The sequence below is a fragment of the Caulobacter sp. P1_D6 genome (genome assembly GCF_056406095.1).
This window is the reverse complement of sequence record NZ_JBFUAW010000010.1, coordinates 1-22,832: the sequence shown is the minus strand read 5'-3', so window position 1 is coordinate 22,832 and position 22,832 is coordinate 1. Positions and strand designations below refer to the sequence as shown.

24 protein-coding genes are annotated in these 22,832 nt (G+C 68.9%); 16 read left to right on the top strand and 8 right to left on the bottom strand.

What is annotated here, in order from left to right:
• The first annotated feature begins 80 nt into the window (after positions 1–80).
• Together AC1DYP_RS07055 and AC1DYP_RS07050 are read left to right on the top strand one after the other, a co-directional pair.
• A complete protein-coding gene (locus AC1DYP_RS07055; RefSeq protein ID WP_477045743.1) occupies positions 81–392 on the top strand; it encodes a plasmid stabilization protein in 312 nt (103 codons plus the stop codon).
• A gap of 8 nt (positions 393–400) precedes the next feature.
• A complete protein-coding gene (locus AC1DYP_RS07050) occupies positions 401–592 on the top strand; it encodes a hypothetical protein (protein ID WP_477033441.1) in 192 nt (63 codons plus the stop codon).
• 58 nt (positions 593–650) lie between these two features.
• Here AC1DYP_RS07050 and AC1DYP_RS07045 read toward each other — a convergent pair whose 3' ends face one another.
• Positions 651–953 carry a hypothetical protein gene (locus AC1DYP_RS07045; RefSeq protein WP_477033440.1) on the bottom strand — a complete coding sequence of 101 codons (303 nt, stop codon included), beginning with the start codon at positions 951–953 and terminating at the stop codon, positions 651–653.
• A 114-nt stretch (positions 954–1,067) separates the two neighbouring features.
• Between AC1DYP_RS07045 and AC1DYP_RS07040 the strand changes: the two genes are divergently transcribed.
• The 8 genes from AC1DYP_RS07040 (at position 1,068) to spt (ending at position 9,346) form a co-directional block, all read left to right on the top strand.
• Positions 1,068–1,835: a pseudouridine synthase gene (locus AC1DYP_RS07040; protein ID WP_477045742.1), complete on the top strand. Its 768-nt coding sequence runs from the start codon at positions 1,068–1,070 to the stop codon at positions 1,833–1,835.
• Positions 1,836–1,958: 123 nt separating this feature from the next.
• The gene (gene lptC, locus AC1DYP_RS07035) at positions 1,959–2,576 is read left to right on the top strand and encodes an LPS export ABC transporter periplasmic protein LptC (RefSeq protein ID WP_477033438.1); all 618 of its coding nucleotides are present in this window, start codon (positions 1,959–1,961) and stop codon (positions 2,574–2,576) included.
• Positions 2,573–3,766: a glycerophosphotransferase gene (locus AC1DYP_RS07030; protein WP_477045741.1), complete on the top strand. Its 1,194-nt coding sequence runs from the start codon at positions 2,573–2,575 to the stop codon at positions 3,764–3,766. Before lptC ends, AC1DYP_RS07030 begins: the two co-directional genes overlap by 4 nt.
• Positions 3,763–5,124: a lipopolysaccharide biosynthesis protein gene (locus tag AC1DYP_RS07025; RefSeq protein WP_477045740.1), complete on the top strand. Its 1,362-nt coding sequence runs from the start codon at positions 3,763–3,765 to the stop codon at positions 5,122–5,124. Before AC1DYP_RS07030 ends, AC1DYP_RS07025 begins: the two co-directional genes overlap by 4 nt.
• The gene (locus AC1DYP_RS07020; protein ID WP_477045739.1) at positions 5,121–6,830 is read left to right on the top strand and encodes a fatty acyl-AMP ligase; all 1,710 of its coding nucleotides are present in this window, start codon (positions 5,121–5,123) and stop codon (positions 6,828–6,830) included. Before AC1DYP_RS07025 ends, AC1DYP_RS07020 begins: the two co-directional genes overlap by 4 nt.
• Before the next feature lies 1 nt (position 6,831).
• Positions 6,832–7,794 carry an NAD-dependent epimerase/dehydratase family protein gene (locus AC1DYP_RS07015; protein WP_477045738.1) on the top strand — a complete coding sequence of 321 codons (963 nt, stop codon included), beginning with the start codon at positions 6,832–6,834 and terminating at the stop codon, positions 7,792–7,794.
• A 79-nt stretch (positions 7,795–7,873) separates the two neighbouring features.
• On the top strand, positions 7,874–8,125 hold the full coding sequence (locus tag AC1DYP_RS07010; RefSeq protein WP_477033433.1) for an acyl carrier protein: 252 nt from the start codon (positions 7,874–7,876) through the stop codon (positions 8,123–8,125).
• A gap of 3 nt (positions 8,126–8,128) precedes the next feature.
• Positions 8,129–9,346 carry a serine palmitoyltransferase gene (gene spt / locus AC1DYP_RS07005; RefSeq protein WP_477033432.1) on the top strand — a complete coding sequence of 406 codons (1,218 nt, stop codon included), beginning with the start codon at positions 8,129–8,131 and terminating at the stop codon, positions 9,344–9,346.
• A 102-nt stretch (positions 9,347–9,448) separates the two neighbouring features.
• On the opposite strand, the gene AC1DYP_RS07000 is transcribed toward spt, so the two are convergent.
• Genes AC1DYP_RS07000 through AC1DYP_RS06990 form a run of 3 tightly spaced genes read right to left on the bottom strand, consistent with a single transcriptional unit; the run spans position 9,449 to position 12,347 of the window.
• A complete protein-coding gene (locus tag AC1DYP_RS07000; RefSeq protein ID WP_477045737.1) occupies positions 9,449–10,375 on the bottom strand; it encodes a hypothetical protein in 927 nt (308 codons plus the stop codon).
• A complete protein-coding gene (locus AC1DYP_RS06995; protein ID WP_477045736.1) occupies positions 10,372–11,289 on the bottom strand; it encodes a diacylglycerol/lipid kinase family protein in 918 nt (305 codons plus the stop codon). The genes AC1DYP_RS07000 and AC1DYP_RS06995 overlap by 4 nt, the downstream gene beginning before the upstream one ends.
• Complete coding sequence (locus AC1DYP_RS06990; RefSeq protein ID WP_477045735.1) at positions 11,289–12,347, bottom strand: CDP-alcohol phosphatidyltransferase family protein; 1,059 nt, start codon at positions 12,345–12,347, stop codon at positions 11,289–11,291. Before AC1DYP_RS06990 ends, AC1DYP_RS06995 begins: the two co-directional genes overlap by 1 nt.
• A 156-nt stretch (positions 12,348–12,503) precedes the next feature.
• On the opposite strand from AC1DYP_RS06990, the gene AC1DYP_RS06985 reads away from it, so the two are divergent.
• Positions 12,504–13,415 (top strand): metallophosphoesterase family protein, encoded by a 912-nt coding sequence (locus AC1DYP_RS06985; protein ID WP_477045734.1) that lies wholly within the window; start codon positions 12,504–12,506, stop codon positions 13,413–13,415.
• On the opposite strand, the gene AC1DYP_RS06980 is transcribed toward AC1DYP_RS06985, so the two are convergent.
• The gene (locus tag AC1DYP_RS06980; RefSeq protein ID WP_477045733.1) at positions 13,412–13,927 is read right to left on the bottom strand and encodes a DUF2141 domain-containing protein; all 516 of its coding nucleotides are present in this window, start codon (positions 13,925–13,927) and stop codon (positions 13,412–13,414) included. The two genes, AC1DYP_RS06985 and AC1DYP_RS06980, sit on opposite strands and share 4 nt — an antisense overlap.
• 61 nt (positions 13,928–13,988) lie before the next feature.
• Between AC1DYP_RS06980 and AC1DYP_RS06975 the strand changes: the two genes are divergently transcribed.
• From AC1DYP_RS06975 to AC1DYP_RS06955, 5 genes are read left to right on the top strand one after another with little or no spacing between them, the layout of a single operon-like run.
• A complete protein-coding gene (locus AC1DYP_RS06975; protein ID WP_477045732.1) occupies positions 13,989–14,426 on the top strand; it encodes an HIT family protein in 438 nt (145 codons plus the stop codon).
• A complete protein-coding gene (locus AC1DYP_RS06970; RefSeq protein ID WP_477045731.1) occupies positions 14,423–15,655 on the top strand; it encodes an LptF/LptG family permease in 1,233 nt (410 codons plus the stop codon). The genes AC1DYP_RS06975 and AC1DYP_RS06970 overlap by 4 nt, the downstream gene beginning before the upstream one ends.
• Positions 15,652–16,716, top strand: coding sequence for an LptF/LptG family permease (locus tag AC1DYP_RS06965; protein WP_477045730.1), 1,065 nt, complete (start codon positions 15,652–15,654; stop codon positions 16,714–16,716). Before AC1DYP_RS06970 ends, AC1DYP_RS06965 begins: the two co-directional genes overlap by 4 nt.
• Positions 16,717–17,883 (top strand): dATP pyrophosphohydrolase, encoded by a 1,167-nt coding sequence (locus AC1DYP_RS06960; RefSeq protein ID WP_477045729.1) that lies wholly within the window; start codon positions 16,717–16,719, stop codon positions 17,881–17,883.
• A 4-nt stretch (positions 17,884–17,887) separates the two neighbouring features.
• Entirely contained in the window at positions 17,888–18,649 is a 762-nt protein-coding gene (locus tag AC1DYP_RS06955; RefSeq protein WP_477045728.1) for a nucleotidyltransferase family protein, read from the top strand.
• A 19-nt stretch (positions 18,650–18,668) separates the two neighbouring features.
• Here the strand turns inward: AC1DYP_RS06955 and AC1DYP_RS06950 are convergent, their stop codons facing one another.
• The 3 genes from AC1DYP_RS06950 to AC1DYP_RS06940 all read right to left on the bottom strand — a co-directional run bounded on the left by AC1DYP_RS06950 (position 18,669) and on the right by AC1DYP_RS06940 (position 22,733).
• Positions 18,669–19,109: a hypothetical protein gene (locus AC1DYP_RS06950; RefSeq protein ID WP_477033421.1), complete on the bottom strand. Its 441-nt coding sequence runs from the start codon at positions 19,107–19,109 to the stop codon at positions 18,669–18,671.
• A 272-nt stretch (positions 19,110–19,381) separates the two neighbouring features.
• Positions 19,382–21,682 carry a TonB-dependent receptor gene (locus AC1DYP_RS06945; protein ID WP_477045727.1) on the bottom strand — a complete coding sequence of 767 codons (2,301 nt, stop codon included), beginning with the start codon at positions 21,680–21,682 and terminating at the stop codon, positions 19,382–19,384.
• Positions 21,683–21,980: 298 nt separating this feature from the next.
• Complete coding sequence (locus AC1DYP_RS06940; protein ID WP_477033419.1) at positions 21,981–22,733, bottom strand: phosphocholine cytidylyltransferase family protein; 753 nt, start codon at positions 22,731–22,733, stop codon at positions 21,981–21,983.
• Positions 22,734–22,832: the final 99 nt, after the last annotated feature.

Here is a 22,832-nt window from a genome sequence, read left to right as displayed (position 1 = left end):
CCAGGCCGTTCCGAAGGTCGGCTTTAGGAACCCGACCCGCCGGCGACGGATTTTCCCTCCACAGCGAATGGAGGACGACGATGCCCCAGGGCGACAAGTCGAAATACACCGACAAGCAGGAGCGCAAGGCTGACCACATCGCCGAAGGCTACGAAGCGCGCGGCGTCTCCGAGAAGGAGGCCGAACGGCGGGCCTGGGCGACGGTCAACAAGGACGACGGCGGCGGAAAGGAGCCCGGCGGCTCGGGGCGCGGCAAGCACACCGGCCACCCGGCGGCCCACAAGGGCGGCGAAAAGGGCGGCAAGGCGGCGGCCTCCCGCACGGCGGCCGAACGCTCGGCCTCGGCCAAAAAGGCCGCCGCGACCCGCAAGCGCGACGCCACCCATCACTGAGAGGGTTCATGACCGACAAGATCAACAGTCCCGGCCGCGAGGCCAACGAGGCCCTGCCCGCCGGCGAGCGTCCCGGACTTGTGTCTGACAAGGACACCAAGAAGACCGGCCAGAAGGAGCGGCGCTCGGCCGGACCGGACGGCGGGGATTCCCGCGAGGTCGGCGACACGTTCAAGGACAGTCCAGGCGGGCGGGTCTAGGTCCCGGCCAACGCTGGGGACAGGCGCATGCGCCTGTCCCCGACAGCAGGCCTAGCCCCTATGACTTCCTCAGATCCATCCCCAACGTCGGCCCGATCCCGTCCGGATGCTCGCCGAACGGATTGCTGGACCGGTGCTTGGCCACCGCCTCCAGCTTGCGGCGCAGGTCATCGTCCAAGGCCAGCTCGGCCTTGGGGATCGGGTCGTCCTCGTCGACCGGATCGTCGACGATCGAGGCCGACAGCACCTGCCGCAAACGGTCGCCGAAACGAGCGTCTTCCGGCGTGCCCGGCGCGGGCGGATCGGCCAGGAATTCCAGGACCTCCTCCAGGGCGGTGTCGTTGTCGACGCGGTCGGTCATCGGAATCTCCAGACCCAATTGCACTGCTGAAGCAACGGCCTTGCGCCCATGACGGTTGCCGAGCGCCCCCGCGTGGCCCTAGACAGGCCCGCTCACCTCTCTGGACGCCCGACCATGGCCTGGACCCGCCTGTACGACGAAGCCGAGCCGCAGCGCGTCAATCGCTGGCTGGCCCAGAACGGCGTCTGCTCGCGCCGCGAGGCAGAGGCCCTGATCACCCAGGGCCTGGTGTCGATCGACGGCCAGCGGGTCGACGATGTCGGCCGCAAGATCGAGCCCGGCCAGACCCTGGTGCTGTCCGACCGCGCCCAGGCCCAGCTGGAAGGCGCGCTGACGGTGATGATCCACAAGCCGATCGGGATCGTCTCGGCCCAGCCCGATACGGGCCAGGTCCCGGCCGTGCGCCTGCTGACCCGCGAGGCGCTGTTCGGCCAGAGCCCGGTCATCCCCGGCTTCAGCAACAACCTGGCCCCGGTCGGTCGCCTGGACATGGATTCGCGCGGCCTGCTGATCCTCTCGGAGGACGGGGTGGTGGCCAAGGCGGTGATCGGCCCGGCCTCGGACATGGAAAAGGAATATCTGGTCTGGGTCGACGGCTGGATCACCGACGAGAAGCTGGCCCTGCTGCGCCATGGCCTGGAGCTGGACGAGCGGGCGCTGCGCCCCGCCCAGGTCGAGGTCGTCGGCCGCCAGCAGCTGAAGTTCATCCTCAAGGAAGGCCGCAATCGCCAGATCCGCCGGATGTGCGAACTGGTCGAGCTGATCGTCGTGGACCTGCTGCGCATCCGCATCGGCGACCTGGTCCTGGGCGACCTGCCGGAAGGCCGCTGGCGGCCGCTGACGACCGCCGAACGAAACAGCCTGACCACCTCCGCCGCCTGAGCCGCCGTTGTTGACCGCCAACCCGGGCGGAGGCAGGGTCGCAATACCTCTTGGGGGATCGCGCCGGGAGGCTTAAGCCGGTCGTCCATTGCCTTTCGCCCGTCGCTTTCAGTTCGCACAGCCATGATCGCCATCACGCCCGCAGCCGCCAAACCGGTCCGCAAGAAGAACCGCAACCGCCACCGCAAGCCGGTGCGGGCGATGCGGACCGTCCTGCCGGCCATCGCCATCGGCATGGCGGTCGCGATCGTCGGCCAGGGCGTGATCCGCGCCATGGCGATCAAGCCCACCGCGCCCGCCTCCGCCGCGCCGCTGCGCATGGACAATCCGCGCTTCACCGGCACGCTGAAGGACGGACGGGCCTTCCTGATCACCGCCACCTCGGCCACCCGCGATCTCAACAACGCCGACCAGGTGTTCCTGAAGAATCCGCAGCTGACCCGCGGCTACGGCTCGCCCGCCCCCACCCACGTGGTCTCCAAGGACGGCGCCTACCAGGAAGAGAAGGGCTCGTTGCTGCTGACCGGCGACGTCAAGATCGACAACGGCGCGGGCTATCAGTTCGCCTCGCAGAAGGCGCTGATCGACACCCACACCGGCGACCTGGTCGGCGGCGCGGCGGTCGAGGGCGCGGGCCCGAACAGCGGCTCGATCCGGGCCGACAACTACTCGGTCAGCGACAAGGGCGACCGGGTGGTGTTCAAGGGCCGGGTGCGCACGCGCCTCACGCCGCAACAGTGATCAAGCCCGATCCGAAGGGGCCCAATCCGAAAGGGCGGGGAGCCAGGCCCAGCGTCTGCTTCCTCTACATCGCCCAGACCCACCAGATCCTGCACAGCCTGCCGATCGCCATCGCGCTGGCCAAGGGCTGGCCCGACATCGACGTCCACATCGCCACCACGACCCAGGAGCACCTGGACTATGTGCGCGAGCTGCTCGAGACCTTGAAGGTCCCGCCGATCCCTTCGCGGCTGCTGCCGCCGAGCTGGCTGCGGGACCTGCGTCTGAAGGGCGCCAGCACGCCGCCCAAGGCGCTGATGCTGGCGGCCAACGCCCGGCGGCTGGCGCGGTACGACGCCATCGTCACCCCCGAGCGCACCACGGCCCTGCTGCGCAAGCTGGGGGTCAAGGACAGCAAGCTGGTCTACACCCAGCACGGCGCGGGCGATCGCGGCGGGCCGTTCGAGCCGCGCCTCAAGCAGTTCGACCTGGTGATGGCCGCCGGCCCCAAGCAGCGCGACCGCATGCTGGACGAGGGCTGGGTCACGCCCCAGACCTGCGCCATGGTCGGCTATCCCAAGTTCGACATCATCGACGCCCTGCCCGGCTCGCCGCTGCCGGTCTTCCCGCAGGCCAAGCCGCTGGTGCTGTACAACCCGCATTTCCACCCGACCCTGGGCTCCTGGCCGCGATGGGGTCGGCAGATTCTCGAGCGGTTCGCGGCGGACGAACGTTACAATCTGATCTTCGCGCCCCATATCCGGCTCTTCGAGGGCGCGGACCCGAGGACGATCGAGGCCTTGGCGCCGTTCGTCGACCATCCGCGCATCCATCTTGACCTGGGCGGGCCGGCGGCGATCGACATGACCTACACCCGCGCGGCCGACATCTATCTGGGCGACGTGTCCAGCCAGGTCTACGAGTTCCTGCGCACGCCCAAGCCGTGCCTGTTCCTCAACGCCAGCAACGCCGACTGGCGGGGCGACGAGAGCTTCCATCACTGGCGCTACGGCCCCGTTCTGGAGGGGATCGACGACGTGGACGACGTGGTCGACGCCGTCGCCTCGGCCCAGCGCGGGCACGGCGACTATGTCGAGGCCCAGAAGCGCGGCTTCGCCGAGAGCTTCGACCTGCGCGAGACCCCGTCGTCGGTGCGCGCCGCCCAGGCGATCGTCGACCGGTTGCCGGTGATGAAGCACCGTCCAAGATGAGTAACGATTCCAAGGTCTTGAAGCGGGTTCTGGCCAATGCCGGAACCCTGCTCGGAGGCCGTACCGTCAACGCCATCGTCAGCCTGGCCTACATCGCCCTGACCGCGCGCGGCCTGGGCGCGGTGCAGATGGGCGTGCTGGTGCTGATCAACGCCTACGCCCAGTTCCTGGGCGACGTGGCCAAGTTCCAGTCGTGGCAGACGGTGCTGCAGTACGGGACCGGACCGCTGCTGACCGGCGACCGTCCCCGCTTCCAGCAGGTGCTGCGGTTCACCCTGCTGCTGGACCTGATCGGGGCGGCCGTGGGGGTGGTGCTGGGCGTCGGCGGCGCGCTGCTGCTGGGCTCGACCCTGGGCTGGCCGCGCGAGCTGGCCCCGGCGGCGGCGCTCTACGCCCTGTCGATCGCCATGATGACCTCGGCCACCTCGGTCGGCCTGCTGCGCCTGTTCGACCGGTTCCGCTTCCTGGCGGGCGAGCAGGCGGTCAGCTCGATCGTGCGCCTGATCGGCTGCGCCGCGGCGTTCGCCCTGGACGCGCCGATCGGCTGGTTCCTGGTCGCCTGGGCGGCCGGCACCGTGGCCTCGTTCCTGTACGTGATGGGCGTGGCCCTGTGGGACCTGGCCCGGCGCGACCTGCTGAAGGGCTTCACGTTCCGGGGACCGACCAGCGAGGGCCTGCCCGGCGTCTGGCGCTTCGCCTGGGCCACCAATTTCAGCGGCACGCTGGACACCGCCTTCACCCACGTCATCACCCTGGTGGTCGGCGCGGTGCTGGGCCCCACCCAGGCGGCGCTGTGGCGCGTCGGCCGGCAGGTGGCCGACGGCATGGCCAAGCCCGCCAAGCTGCTGACCCCCGCCCTCTATCCGGAACTGGCCAAGATGCGCGCCACCGGCGGCGAGGCGGCGATGCGCAAGCTGGCCGGCCAGATCGGCCTGATGGGCGGCGCCGTGGCCGGCTTGCTGTTGCTGGTCTCGATGCTGTTCGGCGCCCCCATCCTGACCCTGGTGATGGGCAAGCCGTTCGCCGCCGCCGCCCCGATCATGACCTGGCAGGTGGCCGCCGCCGCGATCGGCGTCCTGGCCCTGCCGCTGGAGCCGATGCTGGTCTCGCTGAACCGGGCGGGCGTCGCCCTGCGGGTGCGGCTGGTGGTCTGCGCCGTCTATCTGGCGGCGCTGGTTCCGATCATCAAGGCGCTGGGCCTGACCGGCGCCGGAGCCGCTCTCGTCGGGGCCGCCGCGGCCATGGCGCTGGGCATGTTCTGGACCCTGCGCCGCAGCCTAGCCCGATCCACCGCCGCCAAAGGCGACGAACAAACTTGCGCCGAAGGTCAAAACGGCGCCAAAGGCCTCTCGCAATGATTACTCCGACGTCCCCCTCGCGAACCGTTAGATTCGCCGATTTCCCCACCCTGACGGCCGCGCTCGACTTCGCCGCGACCGGCGAAACCGGGGTCAACCTCTACTCGCTGCGCGGCGAACTGGTCGAGGCCCTGCCCTACGCCGCGCTGCGCGAGCAGGCCCTGGGCCTGGCCGGGCGGCTGCTGGCGACCGGGGCCAAGCCCGGCGAAAGCGTCGGCCTGATCGCCGACACCGAGGCCGACTTCGTGCGCGCCTTCTTCGCCTGCCAGTACGCCGGCCTGGTGCCCGCGCCCCTGCCCTTGCCCGCCCCGCTGGGCGGCCGCGAGGCCTATGTCGAGCAGATCGCCCGCATGCTGGGCTCGGCCCACGCCAAGCTGCTGATCGGCCCTGCCGGCATGAAGGACTGGGTGGCCGAGATCGCCGCCCGGACGCCGCTGGACTTCGCCGGCGTCCTGGCCGACCTGCCTGACTCCAAGGGCGACGCCCTGCCCGAAGTCGCGCCGGACAACACCTGCTACCTGCAGTTCTCGTCGGGCAGCACGCGCTTCCCGACCGGGGTGCTGGTCACCCACCGGGCCCTGATGGCCAACGCCGTGGCCATCACCCGCGACGGCCTGCAGGTGCGGCCCAGCGACCGCGCCGTCTCATGGCTGCCGCTCTACCACGACATGGGCCTGATCGGCTTCCTGCTGAGCCCCATGACCAGCCAGATGTCGGTCGACCTGCTGCCCACCGGCGCCKTCGTGCGCCGGCCGCTGCTGTGGCTGGACCTGATCACCAAGAACGGCGGCACGATCAGCTACAGCCCGACCTTCGGCTACGAGCTGTGCGCCCGCCGCGCCGAGGTGGCCTCGATCGAGCACCTGGATCTCTCCAAGTGGCGCAGCGCCGGCCTGGGCGGCGACATGATCCGCACCGGCCCGCTGCGCGCCTTCGCCGAGCGGTTCGCCAGCGTCGGCTTCGCCGACAAGGCGTTCGTCGCCAGCTACGGCATGGCCGAGGCGACCCTGGCCCTGTCGATGGCTCCGCTGGGCGGCGGCCTGAAGACCGAGCGCCTGGACGTCGAGCGCCTGGAGCAGCACGAGGCCGTCGTCACCAGCGACACCGAGCGCTCGCGCGAATTCGCCCGCAACGGCCCGGCCCTGCCCGGCCATGAGCTGGAAGTGCGCGACGAGAACGGCGCTGTCCTGCCCGAGCGCGGCGTGGGCCGCATCTACGCCCGCGGTCCCAGCCTGATGCGGGAATATTTCGAGCAGCCGGCCGAGACCGCCCGCGTGCTGTCGACCGACGGCTGGCTGGACACCGGCGACCTGGGCTACCTGATCGACGGCGAGATCGTCATCACCGGCCGCGGCAAGGACCTGATCATCCTCAACGGCCGAAACATCTGGCCGCAGGACCTGGAGTGGACCGCCGAAGCCGAGGTCGAAGGCCTGCGCAGCGGCGACGTGGCGGCCTTCTCGGTCCCCGGCGACGGCGAGGAAGTGGTCGTGGTCCTGGTCCAGGCGCGCGGCGGCGACGCCGACACCCGCGCGGCCCTGGTCGAGAAGATCGCCGGCGTCCTGCGCCTGCGCCACCAGGTCGAGGCCCAGATCCAGCTGGTGGGGGCCCACGCCCTGCCCCAGACCTCGTCGGGCAAGCTCAGCCGCTCCAAGGCCAAGGCCGCCTATCTGGCCGGCGCCTACGCCCCCACAGAGCGCGTCTGACATGGACACGGCCAAAGGGCCTGTGGTCGCCGTCACCGGCGCCACGGGCTTCCTGGGCCGTCGGCTGGTCAAGGTTCTCGCCGAACAAGGCTGGACGGTCCGCATCCTGGCCCGGCGCGACATCGCCGACCCCGCCTGGACGGGGTTTGAACCCCAGCTGGTGATCGGCGACCTGGCCAACGCCCGCGCCCTGGCCGCGCTCTGCGACGACGCCGAGGCGGTCGTCCACGTGGCCGGCCTGATCAAGGCGCGGGACCGGGCGGCGTTCGACCGGGCCAATGTCGAGGGCTCGCGGCAGGTCGCCCTGGCGGCCAAGGCGGCTGGCGCGCGACTCATCCTGGTCTCCAGCCTGGCCGCGCGCGAGCCTCAACTGTCCGATTACGCCGCGAGCAAACGTGGCGGAGAAGACGCAGCGCGCGAGATTTTTGGTGGTGATCTGACCATTGTCAGGCCCCCGGCCATCTACGGCCCAGGCGACATCGAGACGCTCAGACTGTTCGAAATGGCTTCAAAATCGGCTTTTTTGCCGGTTTTGAGCCCGAAAACCCGCATGGCCTGGATCCACGCCGACGACGCCGCCGAGCGTATCGCCCACTTGGTCAAAACGCCGCGCCCCGGGCTGCTCAGCTTGTCCGACGACCGTCCGGAGGGGTATGGCTGGGTCGAACTCATGCAGACCGCGTCCAAAGCGGTCGGCGCGTCGCCAAGGCTGGTCCGGATCCCTTCGGGAGCGATCAAGGCTTTGGCGATTTTGTCAAAATGGGCGGCAATCGCCACCGGGAAAGACTCAATTCTCACACCGGGCAAGGCTCGGGAGTTGCTTCACGGCGATTGGGCCCTATCTAGCAACGATCCGATTCCGGACTTTCCCCCAGTGAGATACCCTCTCGAAGCGGGATTCGCGCAAAGCGTGCGCTGGTATCGTTCGGAAGGTTGGTTGAAGGATAAAAAGTCTCGAAAGTAGCCGAATACGGCGATTTTCTGTCGAGACGGCTGTTACAATTCGGTTATGTAGGACATTGGTCGGGGATATCGTCGCGTCGATGGAAGCTGTTACGGATCTCACTTTGCGTGAAATCGGCTTGGCTACGGGCAAAGTGCTCGGGCGCTCGGTCGATGTGACGAACGATACCCATATCGGCCGTGATCTGGCCGTCGATTCCTTGGCCTTGATGAACATCATCATGGAGCTCGAAGACACCTTCGACATCTCCATTCCTCTGGATCGCCTGGCTTCGGTGGAAACCGCCGGAGACCTAGCGTCCCTGATTAAAGACCTACGGAATAGGGCCTAAGCCATGGGGCTGTTCGACAAGCACCTCGCGTATCGCGACGCTTACAACGCGATCCGGCAAGCCGGCGCCGATCCCTTCAGCGTGCGCTTCGACGCCGTCGTCTCGCCGACTGAAGGCGTGATCAACGGCAAACGCACGATCCTGCTGGGCACCAACAACTATCTGGGCCTGACCTTCGACGAACAGGCGATCGCCTCCTCGGTCAAGGCCGTCCAGGAACGCGGCACCGGCACCACCGGTTCCCGCATCGCCAACGGCAGCTTCGAAGCCCACGTCGAGCTCGAAGAGGCTCTAGCCAAGTTCTACAAGCGCAAGCACGCCATGGTGTTCACCACCGGCTACCAGGCCAATCTGGGCGTGCTGTCGACGCTGGTCGGCCGCGGCGACCACCTGATCCTGGACGCCGACAGCCACGCCTCGATCTACGACGGCGCGCGCCTGGGCCACGCCGAGGTCATCCGCTTCCGCCACAACGATCCGGAAGACCTGTACAAGCGCCTGCGCCGCATGAAGGACGTTCCCGGTGAACGCCTGATCGTCGTCGAAGGCATCTATTCGATGATCGGCGACACCGCGCCGCTCAAGGAAATCGCCGCCGTGAAGCGCGAGCTGGGCGGCTACCTGCTGGTCGACGAAGCCCACTCGATGGGCGTGCTGGGCGAGCACGGCCGCGGCCTGGCCGAACTGGCCGGCGTCGAAGAGGACGTCGACTTCGTGGTCGGCACCTTCTCCAAGAGCCTGGGCGCCATCGGCGGCTTCTGCGTCTCGGACATGGACGACTTCGACGTCATGCGCGTCACCTGCCGTCCGTACATGTTCACCGCCTCGCTGCCGCCGGCCGTGGTCTCCTCGACCGTGACCGCCCTGCGCCGCCTGGAAGAACAACCCGAGCTGCGCCACAAGCTGATGGCCAACGCCCGTCGCTTGTACGACGGCCTGAGCGGCATGGGCTACATCACCGGCCCGACCTCCAGCCCGATCGTGGCGATCACCATGCCCGACACCGAGCGCGCGATCGGCATGTGGAACGCCCTGCTGCAGAACGGCGTCTATCTGAACCTGGCCCTGCCGCCCGCCACGCCGGACAGCCGTCCGCTGCTGCGCACCAGCGTCAGCGCCGCCCACAGCGAACAGCAGATCGACCAGGTGCTGGCCGTGTTCGCCGAGATCGGCGCGGCCATGGGCCTGATCGAAGCCCCGCTGAAGCGCGTCTCGGCCTAAAACTGGACTGACATCACCGATAAGCGAAAGGTCCGAGGGAAACCTCGGGCCTTTTCTTTTGGAGCCGGGGACATGCCCTTGCGGCGTGTCCCCGGCGCCGGCCTAAACTTTCGCCTTGCCTTGGCGCTGCCGCCAGAGCCGCCACAGCACCCCCGGCGCGGCCAGCACCGGATGACGCTCGCGCCACGGCGTCAGGGCCACCGGCATGCCGGTATGGCGCTCGATCTTCCAGGCCGCGTAGCGCGCCGCCCCGTCGAAGGTGAACGCCGCCTTGATCAGGCGGGCGTAGTTCAGGGGCCGGCCCATGCGGCGACGCAGCCGCCAGGCGGCCTGGATGCGCTTGCGGTCGGCCTGGCTCAGCGCGGGCCGAACCTGGCCGGCGACCTCGATGTCCAGAAGCCCCTCCTCATGCCAGCAGGCGACCAGCAGGCGATGGTAGCGGGCGACGTCGAAGCCCAGGATCGAGCGCTCGCGCCCGCCCTTCTCGACCCGGAATTCGGCCGCGTAGGTTTCCTTGAACAGCGCCGACCAATAGGCCTCCGGCGTTCCCTCCGCGGGGCCCAGGGCGGCGGCGAAGCGGGCGGCCGTGCGGGCCGCGTCGTCCACGGCCCCGACCACCTGCTCGGCGATCGCGGGACTGGCGCTCCACACCAGGCCGGCGGGCTGGACGAAGCGGGCCCAGATGGTGGTGTCGATCCCCTGCCCGCGCGTCGCGGCCTGGAACTGGGTCAGGGTCATGGTCGCGACCTTGGCCCGCAGCACCTGACCGTCCACCTCCAGCTCGTGATAGCTCACGTCGGGCCACAACAGGCGCGTTGCCAGGCCGCGCAGGCCCGGACCGACACGCTCGGTCAGCACGTAGAAGTCCAGGACGCCGTCCAGGTCGCCGGTGCGCAGGATCGAGCCGTAGAACAGCACCGCCAGCGGCGCCTCGAAGCGGTCCAGCAGCTTGACCGCCAGGGTCACGGCCTGCGGCGGGGCGGGAGCCAGAAGCTCCTCCCCCACCAGGCTGGCGACGGTCCCGGTCATGCCGCCAGGAACCTCAGGGTGGGAGCCAGGACCACGGTCAGCCCGCCCGCCCCGTCATAGACGTCGCCGTCGACCACCAGCGGCTGGTCGGTGGTGATGCGCAGCTTCGAGGCGTCGCCGCGCCGATAGCCGTAACGCGGCGACCAGGCGGACTCCTTGCCGGCCAGCAGGGCCGGGAACGCGCCCGGCAGCCGCCGGGGCGGGGCGTCGACGTCCAGGAACTTCAGCCCCTCGCGCGGCGGACCGAACGGCTTGACGCCCAACGGCAGCCGCTTGAGCGTGGTGGCCAGAACCAGGAACCGCTCGGCGGTGCGCTTTTCCTCGCCGTCGATGGCCAGGCACATCGGCACGCCGGCTCGCCACTGATCGCGCTTGCCGCCCATCACCGTGCCCACCAGGGCCCCCAGCACGCTCATGCCGACCGAGATGCTGTGGAACGCGCCCATCTTGTGGACGCTGTGGGCCAGGTTGGTGGCGCGCACGAAGGCCCCCAGGCCAAACACGAAGCCCAGCAGGCTGGGCCGCCCGTCGTCCCAGCGCACCTCGAGCGGCGCGCGGTGCTTGATCACGGCGTTTCCGGACTTGGCTGCGGCCATGGCCTTGGCCAGGGTCCAGTCGCGCGGCACGCCCAGGTCGATGGCCAGGACGTTGGTCTTGCCGGACGGGATCAGGGCGATCAGCGGCATGGCCGAGCCGAAGATCGGCGCCGCCCGGCTGAGCACGTCGCGGATCGTGCCGTCGCCGCCGTCGATGACCAGCAGGGTCACCCCGCACTGGGCGAAGGCCTGGAGATCCTGCTCCAGCGCCTCGGGCGTGGCCGGCTCGACCAGCAGCACCGCGTCGGGCGTCGACTCGTCATCTGTCCGCCCGATATTGGCGTGACTCATCGGATTGCGGACGACGCCTACACGCATCAGCGCGACAACCAGGAAACGACGGCCCCCTTCGGGGTCGCCAGGGCTTGAAGGATCTGCGCGGCGTGCACGACCAGGCAGATCGCCGTCCAGACCGCCACCGCCAGGAACCCGATGTCGGGACGCCCGACCAGGACCGCAAGGGTCAGGAAGATCAGGTTGGGGTTGCGGCGGGCGGTGATCAGCCGGAAGAAGCTGTCGAACGGCCGCCAGGCGTGCATCTCGACCTTGAACAGCGCCAGGAAGATCCCCTCCTCGACCCGCTGCAGCACATAGCCGGCGACGATGACGGCCAGGGCCAGTTCGCCGTGGGGCATGGCAAGGCCCACGGCCCCGACGCCGACGTACCAGGCCCACCACCAGAACGGCGGATGGACCAGGTCGATGCCGTGGTCGAAGACGTTGCCCCACTTGGACGAGGTCAGGGTCACCCGGGCCAGCTTGCCGTCGACCGTGTCGAGGAAAGTCATGATCCAGGCGCAGACCAGGCCCCAGCCGAACTCGCCGATCCAGAACAGCCAGAAGGCCGCCAGCACCCCGATGAAGCCGATCAGGGTCACCTGGTTGGGGGTCATCCTGGCCAGGGCGCACCAGCGGGTGACGATCCGGGCGGGCGTGGGCCAGACGTACTTGGTCACCAGGTCGGTGACGCCCTTGTACGAGCCCTGGAACAGGCGCTTCTCGACCGCCACGCGGGTCTCGGGCGTCAGGCGCTCCAGCACCGGCGGCTCGCGCTTGCGCAGGGCGCTGTTGTAGGCCGAGCCGAGCTCCAGCGCCGTCAGGCGGGTGGTGGCCAGGGCGGTGACGTCCTCGCCGGTGTCGAGCCGCACGATCGCCTCGCGGGCCTGGGCCGCGGGGACGTTGACGGCGACCACGCGTCCGGCCTCGTCGACCAGCGCCACGCCGGGCCGACCGGCCAGGGCCTTGATCAGCGATTCGTCGAACACCCAGCCGGCGTCGACCACGACCACGTCGCCAGTGATGAAGACCGTCTCCGGTCCGGCCTCGACCAGGCCCAGGCGGCGGTAGATCCGCGACAACCGCTCGGCGGAGGTCATCCCCCAGAGGCGCGTTTTGGCCTGTCCGACCGTGACGGCGGACGGGCCGGCGGCCTCATTTGGATGATTTTCCACGCTCACGATAGACAACCCCTTGAAACCTGGGGCGATTGATAAGCAGCTTCGGCCTCTTCCGCCAGAATCCGTGAACCAAACTTGTCGATATTCCGCTTAGCCCACCTCTCGGATCTCCACCTGCCGCCGCCGGAGGGGGCGTTCGGTTGGCGGGATCTGCTGTCCAAACGCCTGCTGAGCCGGATCGCCTGGCGACGCAAGCACCGCGAGCACCGGCCCGAGGTGCTGGCCGCGATCGTCGCCGACCTCAAGGCCCACGCCCCGGACCACATCGCCATCACCGGCGACCTGACCAACTACGCCTCGCCCGCCGAGCACGAGGCCGCCCGCGTCTGGCTTGAGGCCCTGGGCCCGGCGCGCGAGATCACCGTCAGCCCCGGCAATCACGACGCCCTGGTCGAATCGCGGGGCGAGCCCTTCGCCATCTGGACGCCCTGGTTGGGCGACGACGGCGAGACCGCCTTCCCCCAGGTGCGGGTGCGCGACGGTGTGGCGCTGTTCAACCTGTGCTCGGCCGTGCCGACCGCCCCGCACCTGGCCACCGGCCGGCTGGGCCAGGCGCAGTTGGACCGCCTGGACGCCCTGCTGGGCGATCCGGCCTATCGCGACGCGTTCCGGGTGCTGCTGATCCACCACCCGCCCATCCCCGGCGCGGTGTCCAAGCGCAAGTCGCTGGAGGACCAGGACGCCCTGCGCGCCTTGCTGGCCCGGCACGGCGCCGACCTGGTCCTGCACGGCCACGCCCACGAGGCGATGGTGGCGACGGCGCCGGGTCCGGACGGCGCGATGATCCCGGTGCTGGGCGTGCCCTCGGCCTCGGCCGTCGGCCAGCTGGGCCATCCGGCGGCGCGCTGGCACGGCGTCGAGATCGACCGCCAGGCCGACGGCGGCGTCGAGGTGAAGGTCGTGGCGCGCGGCCTGGACCCGAAGACCGGCCAACCCGGCGAACTGGGCCGCTACGTCCTGACCCAGGCCAGCCGCCCGGCGCCCTAACGCCCGTAGCGCATCCTCACCCGCAGGACCGTGTCTCCGGGCTTGACCGTGAAGCGCGCGTCTTCGAACGTCGGCAGGCCCACCTTGCTGGGCGCGTCGTTCGAGAAGGCGAAGCCCTCGACGGGCAGGCCGACGGCGTTGCGGTCGAAGTCCCGGTTGGCGTTGGCGTCGTGATAGACGGCCACCGCATAGGCGTCGGGCTTGGGAAGATAGAAGCAGGCCTCGGTCGTCGGCGCGCCGGCCTTGGCCCGCACGCGCATCAGCTTGCCGTGCGGCGCCAGGAAGCGCCGGGGATCGGACGGATAGACGGTGACCGCCACCTCGCCCTGATTGGACCTCAGCCGCCCGACCTGGACGATCAGCCGGGTGTTGGTGGGCCGCCCCTCGCACGGCCTGTGGTTGCTGGCGACGGCCGCGCCCTCCCCGTTCGCGGAATCATCCGCCGACGTCGGTCCGGCCAGGATGGCGAAAAGGGCCAGAACCGAGGCGAACAACGCGGATCGTACTTCCATGCAAAAGACGGCGTCCCTATTGTATGAGCGACGGCGGCGAACGCCCCGAGGCGAGGCCGACATGACCAATCCCACCGCTGAGAACTTCGGTTTCCCGCGCACCAAGGTGGCCGAAACCGAAAGCTGGCTGGTCCTGGTGCGTCCCAAACAACCGACATTTGGGTCATTGGTGCTGGTATGCAAGGAGTCGGCGCAAGCCTTCTCCCAGCTGAGTCCCGCCGCCTTCGCCGATCTCAAGACGGCCACCGAAGGCGTCGAGCGCATGCTGAGCAAGGTGGTCGCATACGAGAAGATCAACTACCTGATGCTGATGATGGTCGACAAGGACGTGCATTTCCACGTGATCCCGCGCTACGCCGGGAACCGTGAGCATGAAGGCCAGGTGTTCAACGACGCCGGCTGGCCCGCCGTTCCCGCACTGGGATCGACGGTCGACCTGGACCTGGACGCCGCCGAGCGCCTGGCCAAGACCCTGGCCCAGGTCTGGTCCGCGGCGTGAAGAAGAAGCCCATCCCCACGCCGCACGGCACGTCGCGTTTCCGGCTGATCGACGCCTATCTGCTGCGCATGCTGGCCTGGCCGATCGTCGGCTGCCTGGGCGTGACGGTGATCGCCCTGCTGCTGGAGCGCGTCCTGCGTCTGCTGGACGTGCTGTCGCAGAGCAGCGCCCGTTTCGGCTACGTCACCTCGCTGGCCGCCAACCTGGTGCCGCACTATCTGGGCCTGGCCCTGCCCGTGGCGTTCTTCGTGGCGCTGTTCATCGTCATCACCAAGCTCAGCGACGGGTCGGAGATCGACGCCCTGCTGGCCAGCGGCCAATCCCTGACCCGCGTGGCCGCGCCGTTCGTCTGCGTCGGACTGTTCCTGATGGTCTTCAGCCTGATCGTCTTCGGCTACATGCAGCCCTACAGCCGCTACGCCTATCGGGCCGTGATGCACGAGGCGATCAACGCCGGATGGAACGGCAAGCTGAACGGCGGGTCCTTCATCGACCAGCCCAAGCTGCTGATGACCGCCGACGGCGCCGACGCGGCCGGGCAGCAGCTGACGCGGGTGTTCATCCGCCGGATGGACGCCGCCGGCCACGAGGAGGTGATCACCGCCGCCACCGCCGACCTGCGGGCCGACGCCGACGGCAAGACCGTCACCATGCTGCTGCGCAAGGGCCAGCGGATCGGCGTCGACGCCCGCGGCCAGTACCGCACCCTGATCTTCGACCAGTTCACCACCAACGTGCCCCTGGCCGGCGCGGCCGCCCTGCTGCGCAGCCGGGGCGGCGACGAGCGCGAGCTGACCCTGGGCGAGCTGGCCCGCCAGGCCGACATGCCCAATCCGATCGTGCCGCGCGCCACCCTGCTGGCCGAGCTCTACGGACGCCTGGCCCGGGCGCTGTTCCTGCCCTTCCTGCCCCTGCTGGCCTTCCCGCTGGGACTGGCCGCCAAGCGCGGCAACCGCACGCCCGGCCTGATCATCGCCGGCGTCCTGCTGCTGGCCTTCCAGCACAGCCTGCAGCTGGGCCAGAGCCTGGCGGAGTCGGGCAAGGCCATGCCGCTGGCGGCGATCGGAACGCCCTGGCTGATCTTCACGGCCTTGAGCGTCTGGATGTTCGTCGGCAGCCGCAAGCGGCCCGGCCAGACCCCGGTCACCGAGCTGATCCGCAGGTTCGGCGTGGGCATCAAGCGCTTCCGCCGCATGTTCCGGGACAAGTTCGAGCAGGCCGAAGCATGAAGATCCAGCTCTACGTCCTGCGCACGGTCGGCACGCGCGTGCTCGGCGCGGCCCTGATCCTGTTCTCGATCCTGCAGATCCTCGACCTGCTGGAAGTGACCACCGACATCCTCGACCGGGGCCTGGGCACGGCCGGGGTGCTGTACTACGCCGCCCTGCGCTCGCCGCGCCTGATCGAGCAGGTCGCTCCGATCGCCACCCTGGCCGGCGGCCTGTTCGCCTTCTCGCAGCTGGCCCGCGAGAGCGCGATCATCGCCATGCGCGCCACCGGCATCTCGGCCTACCGCATCGTCGGCATGGCCCTGCCCGTGGCCTTCGTGGTGATGGCCGTCGATTTCAGCTGCGCCCAGTTGATCGCCCCGCGCACCGACCCGGTGCTGGCCGACTGGTGGCAGGCCACCACGCCGGTCGCCGACCGCAAGGTCCCCGGCCCGCGCAGCTTCCGGGCCGGCGACGACCTGGTGATCGCCGCCGGCGCCTCGGCCGACGGCCGGGTGCTGAACGCGGTGAAGATCTATCGGCGCGACAAGACCGGCCGGCTGATCGAGCGCATCGAGGCGCCCTCGGCGGCCTATGCCCGCGCCAGCGGCTGGACGCTGAACAACCCGGTGATCGCCCGGTTCAACGGCGAGCAGATCAATGTCACGCCGGCCTCCAGGATGAGCTGGCCCTCGCCGCTGCACCGCCAGGACGTCCAGGCCCTGTTCGCCGACAGTCCCGTGCCGACCGCCGCCACGGCGCGCCGGGCGCTGCTGAACGGCGGCGGCGACCGCCCGGCCACCTTCTACGAGACCCGCCTGCTGGCCGCCTTCGCCGGACCGATCGTGTCCCTGGTGATGCTGCTGCTCAGCGCGCCCGTCGCCCTGGCCAACTTCCGCMGCGGCCAGGGCGCGATGCTGCTGACCGGCGGCCTGGCGTCCGGCCTGATCTTCCTGGTCGTCAACGGCCTGCTGTCGGCGCTCGGCGAAGGCGGCTCGCTCTCCCCCATCCTGGCCGTCTGGGGCGGCCCGGTCATCTTCGCGGCCCTCGCGATCTACGCGCTTGTTGTTTTGGAGGGCTGAATGCCGTTCGACACCGTTGATTCCGATCTCACGATCGTCCCCGTCGCCTCCAAGGCCGAGCTGAAGCGGTTCGTGAACCTGGCCAACCGGCTGAACGCCAAGGACCCCAACTGGGTCGTGCCGCTGATGTACGAGCGGATGGCGGCCCTGACGCCGGCGACCAACCCGTTCTTCGAGCACGCCGACGTCCAGATGTGGCTGGCCGTGCGCGGCGGTCGCGACGTGGGCCGGATCAGCGCCCAGATCGACCACCTGGCCACCGAGGAAGGCGACGCCAAGGAAGCCAACGCCAAGACCGGTAACTTCGGCATGATCGCCGCCGAGGACGACGCGGCCATCTTCTCGCTGCTGTTCCGCACCGCCGAGGACTGGCTGAAGGCCCGCGGCTGCAACCGGGCCCTGGGGCCGTTCAACCTGTCGATCAACGAGGAGGTCGGCCTGCTGGTCGACGGCTTCGACACCAAGCCGATGGTGATGATGGGCCACGACCCCCGCTACACCGCCGCGCGCGTCGAGGCGCAGGGCTACGCCAAGGCCAAGGACGTCTACGCCTATGTCTGCGATCCCCGCGCCGCCCTGCCCGCCGTGGTGGTGCGCCGGGTCAAGCGCGGCCTGCCCGAGGGCGTGACCCTGCGCGAGCTGGACATGAGCCGCTACGACGAGGAGGTCAAAGCCCTGACCGACATCCTCAACGACGCCTGGTCCGGCAACTGGGGCTTCGTGCCCACCACCGAGGCCGAGACCGCCCAGCTGGGCAAGTCGCTGAAGGACGTGCTGGACAAGCGCCTGATCCTGTTCTCCGAGATCGACGGCGAGCCGGCCGGCTTCATCGTGCTGCTGCCCAACGTCAACGAGGCCATCGAGGGCCTGAACGGCAAGCTGCTGCCGTTCGGATGGGCCAAGCTGCTTTGGCGGCTGAAGGTCAAGCGGGTGAAGTCGATCCGCATCCCGCTGATGGGCCTCAAGCGCAAGTTCGCCGACACCCTGCGCGGCCAGGTCGTGCCGTTCCACCTGATGAACGCCGGCCGCGATGCGGGCCTGGCCCTGGGCTACGACAAGTTCGAGTTCTCGTGGATCCTGGAGGACAACACGCCGATGCGCCGGATCTCCGAGGCGATGGGCGCGGAGATCTACAAGACCTACCGCATCTACGAGAAGGCGCTCTAGAACCGTGGCGGCGTTCCAGGCTCTCGTGCTGGCCGGCTCGCGCGGCGGGGTCGACCCCGTCGCCGGATACGCCGGCGTCAGCCAGAAGGGCCTGATCGTCCTGGGCGGCCAGACCCTGCTGACGCGGGTGCTGACCGCGCTGGACCAGGCCGGCGCCGAGCGCATCGCCGTCTCGACCAACGACAAGGCCCTGCAAGCGGCCCTGGAGACGCAGAAGACCCGGGCGACGCTGTCGCGCCTGCCCTCGGCCGCCGGTCCCAGCCAGAGCGTCCACGAGGGCGCGGCGGCCATGGGCACGCCGCTGCTGGTGACCACGGTCGACCACGCCCTGCTTCAGCCGGACTGGGTGACCGACTTCATGGCCGACACCCCGGCCGACGCCGACATCGCCATCCTGCTGGGCGAGGAGCACCTGGTGCAGGCCGCCGCCCCGACCACCAAGCGCACCTATCTGGCGTTCCGCGACGGCCGCTATTCGGGCTGCAACCTGTTCTATCTGAAGACCCCGGCGTCGCTGAAGGCCATCGACCTGTGGCGCACGGTCGAGAAGCACCGCAAGCAGCCGTGGAAGATCGCGGCCCTGTTCGGGCCGGTGATGCTGGTCCGCTACCTGCTGGGCCTGATGACCCTGGACGAGATGGTGGCGCGGATCGGCCGCCTGGCGGGGGTCAGGGCGGCGGCGGTCAGGGCCCGGCACGGCTTGGCGGCGGTGGACGTCGACAAGCCGGCCGACCTGGACCTGGTGAGGTCGATCGTCGAGGGGTGACCCCTCAGCTTTCGCCCCCTCAGCTTTCGCCGGTGTCGCCGCGGTAGAAGAACCCGATCAGCGTCGTCCAGACCACCGCTATGAGGGTCGGGATGAAGGCGAGATTCTGCGGAATCGGGATCGGCGAGTTCGGAACGCCCAGCGCCATCAGCCAGATCACGAACGACCCCGCCGAGATGATGATCGCCCAGACCTGGGGACTGCCTGTCGCCAGGGAGGTGCTCTTGTAGCGAACGACGATCGAGACCGCGAGACAGATGCAGGCGAGAATGATCAGCAGCACCAGGCGCAAGGTCGTGTTGTCCGGCATCAGCGGCAGGACGCCGGCGGCCGCGCCGTAGAGGCCCAGGGCCTCGGCCGGAATCAGCTTGGCCAGTCTGGTGGCCCATCCGTCGGGCGCTGTCGGAACCGATGGCGGGTCGCCGCCACCCATGGGCATGCCGTGGACTCTCAGTGACATTGGTCGCTCCCTCATGGTGTCGATCGAGATGTTCGATCTTTCGAGCAAGGCGCCGACGTCGCGACTTTCCGACGCGAACTGAGTCATCCACGAGACGCCCCGGCGCGAGCCTGACCGAACTCGTCCGTGAACGCAATTGGCGATAGAGTATGCATTTAAGCGCAACCACGGAGACCCCTCACGCTTTGGCCACGAAAAACCCCGCCGCCCGGGCGCCGCGAAAGCGGCTGGGCGACGGGGTTCTCGAAACGTCGGATGACGCTTGGCGGGGCCTACCGCAGCTTGGCGCTGACCGAGATCCCGACGATGCGCGGCTCGTTGTAGACGGCCGCCATGTAGTTCTCGATCACGCCCTTGAGGTTCTTCTCGTTGGTGATGTTGCGACCGAACAGGGCCACCTCGTAACCACCGTTGTTGCCCTCGTAGCCGAGCTTCAGCCCGCCCTCGAAGTTGTCCTTCGAGTAGAACTCGTCGGTGTCGTAGAGCACGAAGTTCGTATAGCCTTGGACGTTCCAGTCCGTGGCGACGAACAGCTTGCCGTCCGCGCCCACCGGCACGTCATAGCGGCCCGTGAAGCTGAAGTTGTACTTCGGCGCGTTGGGCAGCGGCTGGCCGTCGATCTGGGCGAAGGTGTTGGCGCCGAACGGCCCGGCGACGACGATCGTCGGGTTCTTGACCGTGCAGACCACCACGCCGTTGAGGGCGCAGACCTGGGCGTAGACGCGCTTGTCGTCGATCTCGCTGTGCAGCAGGCTGAGGCCGGCCGTCAGGGTCAGGTTGGCGATCGGGCGCCACTCGGCGTCGGCTTCCAGGCCGTAGGCCTTGGCCTTGTCGGCGTTGAACAGCACGCCGTTGCCGTTGGAGTCGTTGCCGTTCAGCTGGATGTCCTTGACCTCGTAGGTGAAGGCCGAGGCGTTCAGGCGCAGGGTGTTGTCCAGCAGCGTGCTCTTGAAGCCGGCTTCCCACGACAGGATCGTTTCGGAATTGGCGGTCGTGAAGTCGCTGTTGAACACCGCCGAGCGGCCCTGGATGGTCGGGCCGCGGAAACCCTTGGCCGCGCGGGCGTAGAGGTTCAGGTCGGGGTTCACCTCGTAGTTGGCGGAGAGGTCCCAGCTGACCTGCTCGTCCGACAGGCGCACATAGCGACGGCCGGTATAGGTGACGGCGTTGGCGGCGGTGTTGGCCGTCTTGACCAGCTTGGTCCTCTTGGCGTCGTAGGTGTCGCGCAGGCCGCCGGTGATCGTCAGGGCGTCGGTCAGCTTGTAGCTGACCTGGCCGAACACCGCCCACGAGGTGTTGAGGTTGTCCAGCCGCACCCAGTTGTTGGGGTTGTAGCCGGTGGTCCCGGGCTTCAGGAAATAGGCGCGCTGGTAGAAGTCGGTCGTGTCGCGCGAGTCGAAGTACAGCGCGCCGACCTGCCACTTCAGGCGGTCGTCGCCGTTGCTGGCCAGGCGGATTTCCTGGGTCAGCTGGTCGAGGTCGCGGATCTGGCCCATCGATTGGCCGAAGCCGTTGGGAACGCCGCCGACCGGATAGTTGGCGGCCGCGCCGCCGTCGGTGTCGCCGCGGCTGTAGCCGGCGGTGGTCTCATAGGCGCTGATCGAGGTCAGGGTCACCGGGCCCAGGTCGTAGGCGATGTTCAGCGACGCGCCCTGGGTGTCGTAGGCCTGCGGGTTGTTGGCCGCCTCGTCGAACGCGACGCTGTCGCGCGGAGCCGAAGAGCTGTTCGAGCCCTTCTTCAGCGCCTGGCGCAGGAACAGGGTCGAGGTGCCCTCGTAGTTGCGCGCGTGGGCCGAGGCCAGGACCGTCAGCTGATCGGTCGGGGTGGCCAGCAGTTGGAGCCGCACGTCCTTCTCGTCGAAGCCGCCCATGGCGTTCTTCTGCGGGGTGACGGTGCCGTCGGCGCTGGCGCCGGCGAAGGTGTTGTCGACGTAGTCGTCGCGGTGCTGGTAGAGCGCCGAGACGCGGAAGGCCAGCTTGTCGGCCACGATCGGGCCGCCGATGCCGCCGTCGAAGGTGGTCGTGCCGTAGGTGCCGTACGAGGCGCTGGCGCGGCCTTCCAGGGTCTGGGTCGGCTTGTTGGTGTCGAACTTGACGATGCCGGCGGTGGTGTTGCGGCCGAACAGCGAGCCTTGCGGGCCGCGCAGCACTTCAACCTGCTTGATGTCGAACAGCGGGTTCGACTTCAGCACCACGTGCTCGAGGATGACGTCGTCGTGGATGATCGACACCGGCTGCGAGGCGCCGAGATAGAAGTCGATGTTGCCCAGGCCGCGGATGTAGAAGCGCGGGAAGATCCGGCCCGTGGTGGTCTCGGCGTAGAAGCTGGGCACCTTGCCCGACAGAGCCAGGATGTCGCTGCCGTCGCCATTGATTGCGCGCAGCTGGTCGCCGCCGACCACGGCCACCGAGACCGGCACCTTCTGCAGGTTTTCCGAGCGGCGCTCGGCGGTCACGACGATTTCGTCGAGAGCGGTCGAGGACGCCTCCTGGGCGAGCGCGCCGCTAAACGACAGCGCCGACAGGGCCGCGCCCGTCAGCAGGCTGACCTTATGAATTCCAAATTTCCGCATGACATCCCCGTTCCGCCCGACCCCGGGCTCGCATCGACCAAACACCCAGGCGGTATTGGCTTTGCGGCCGGCCTCCTTGAGCGTGCTCACCGATCTAGGCTGAGTCCGTCGGCGTATAGGGACGTCATGTGACTGGTCGATGACAGGGTAAGGAACAGCTTACTTAATTGGCTTTCGCGCGCGTAATGCTCGATTGTAGGCACGAAAATGCCACACCTGACGGCACATCGTCAGGATACGGAAGATCGAAGCCAGCTCAGTTCGGGAGCGGACGCTCCGGCGAGCGTCCTCGCCTGCCCTACTCGCCCGCCGCGACCCACTTGGCCGCCAGGGCGCGATTGCCCGGCAGGTCCTCGGGGAAGTCCATCTCGGCCCATTCCAGGCCCTCGATCGACTGGGTGCGGACCACGTCGTGTTCCTGGGCGATCTGGTTGATGACGCTGAGGTACCAGCGCTTGAGGCCTTCCGGCGTGCGCAGGGCCTGCTCGACGATGCGGGTGAACAGCGCCGCGCCCTCGGGGTCGAACTTCAGGAAGCCGATCGACTCCGCGTCGTACTGGTCGATGGTCTTGCCGATGGCGCGCAGGCTGAGGCCCTCGGTCAGCACCTTCATGTCGTCGGCGTCGTAGCCGGCGGCCTTGCGGTCGATGGTGACGGTGATCGGGGCCGACGGGGCGGCGATCAGGGTCTCGGCGATGGCCTTCTCGAACAGGGTGTCGCCGTTCAGCAGCAGGAAGTCGCCGCGCATCTCGCCGCGCGCCAGCCAGCAGGTCGCCAGGTTGTCGGTCAGGGCGTAGAACGGGTTGAACAGGGTGCGGACCTTGAGGCCCGGGATGTGCAGGCCGGCGACCTCGGTTTCAACCGTGTCGGCGGCGAAGCCGGTCACCACCACCGCCTCGGTGATCCCCGCCTCGGCCAGGTGCTTGAGCTGCCAGTGCAGCACGGTGCGGCCCGAAAGCTCGACCAGGCACTTGGGACGCGTGTCGGTGAGCGGCGACAGGCGCTTGCCCTGGCCGGCGCTGAGGATGATGGCTTTGGCCGGTTTCGCCACGGGCGTGGTCTCGTCTGTCTGGGGAAGCAAGGAACGGGGAATACGAAGAGCGCGAAATAGCGACGACGGGGCGGGCCAACAAGCCCGCCCCCCCGCCCC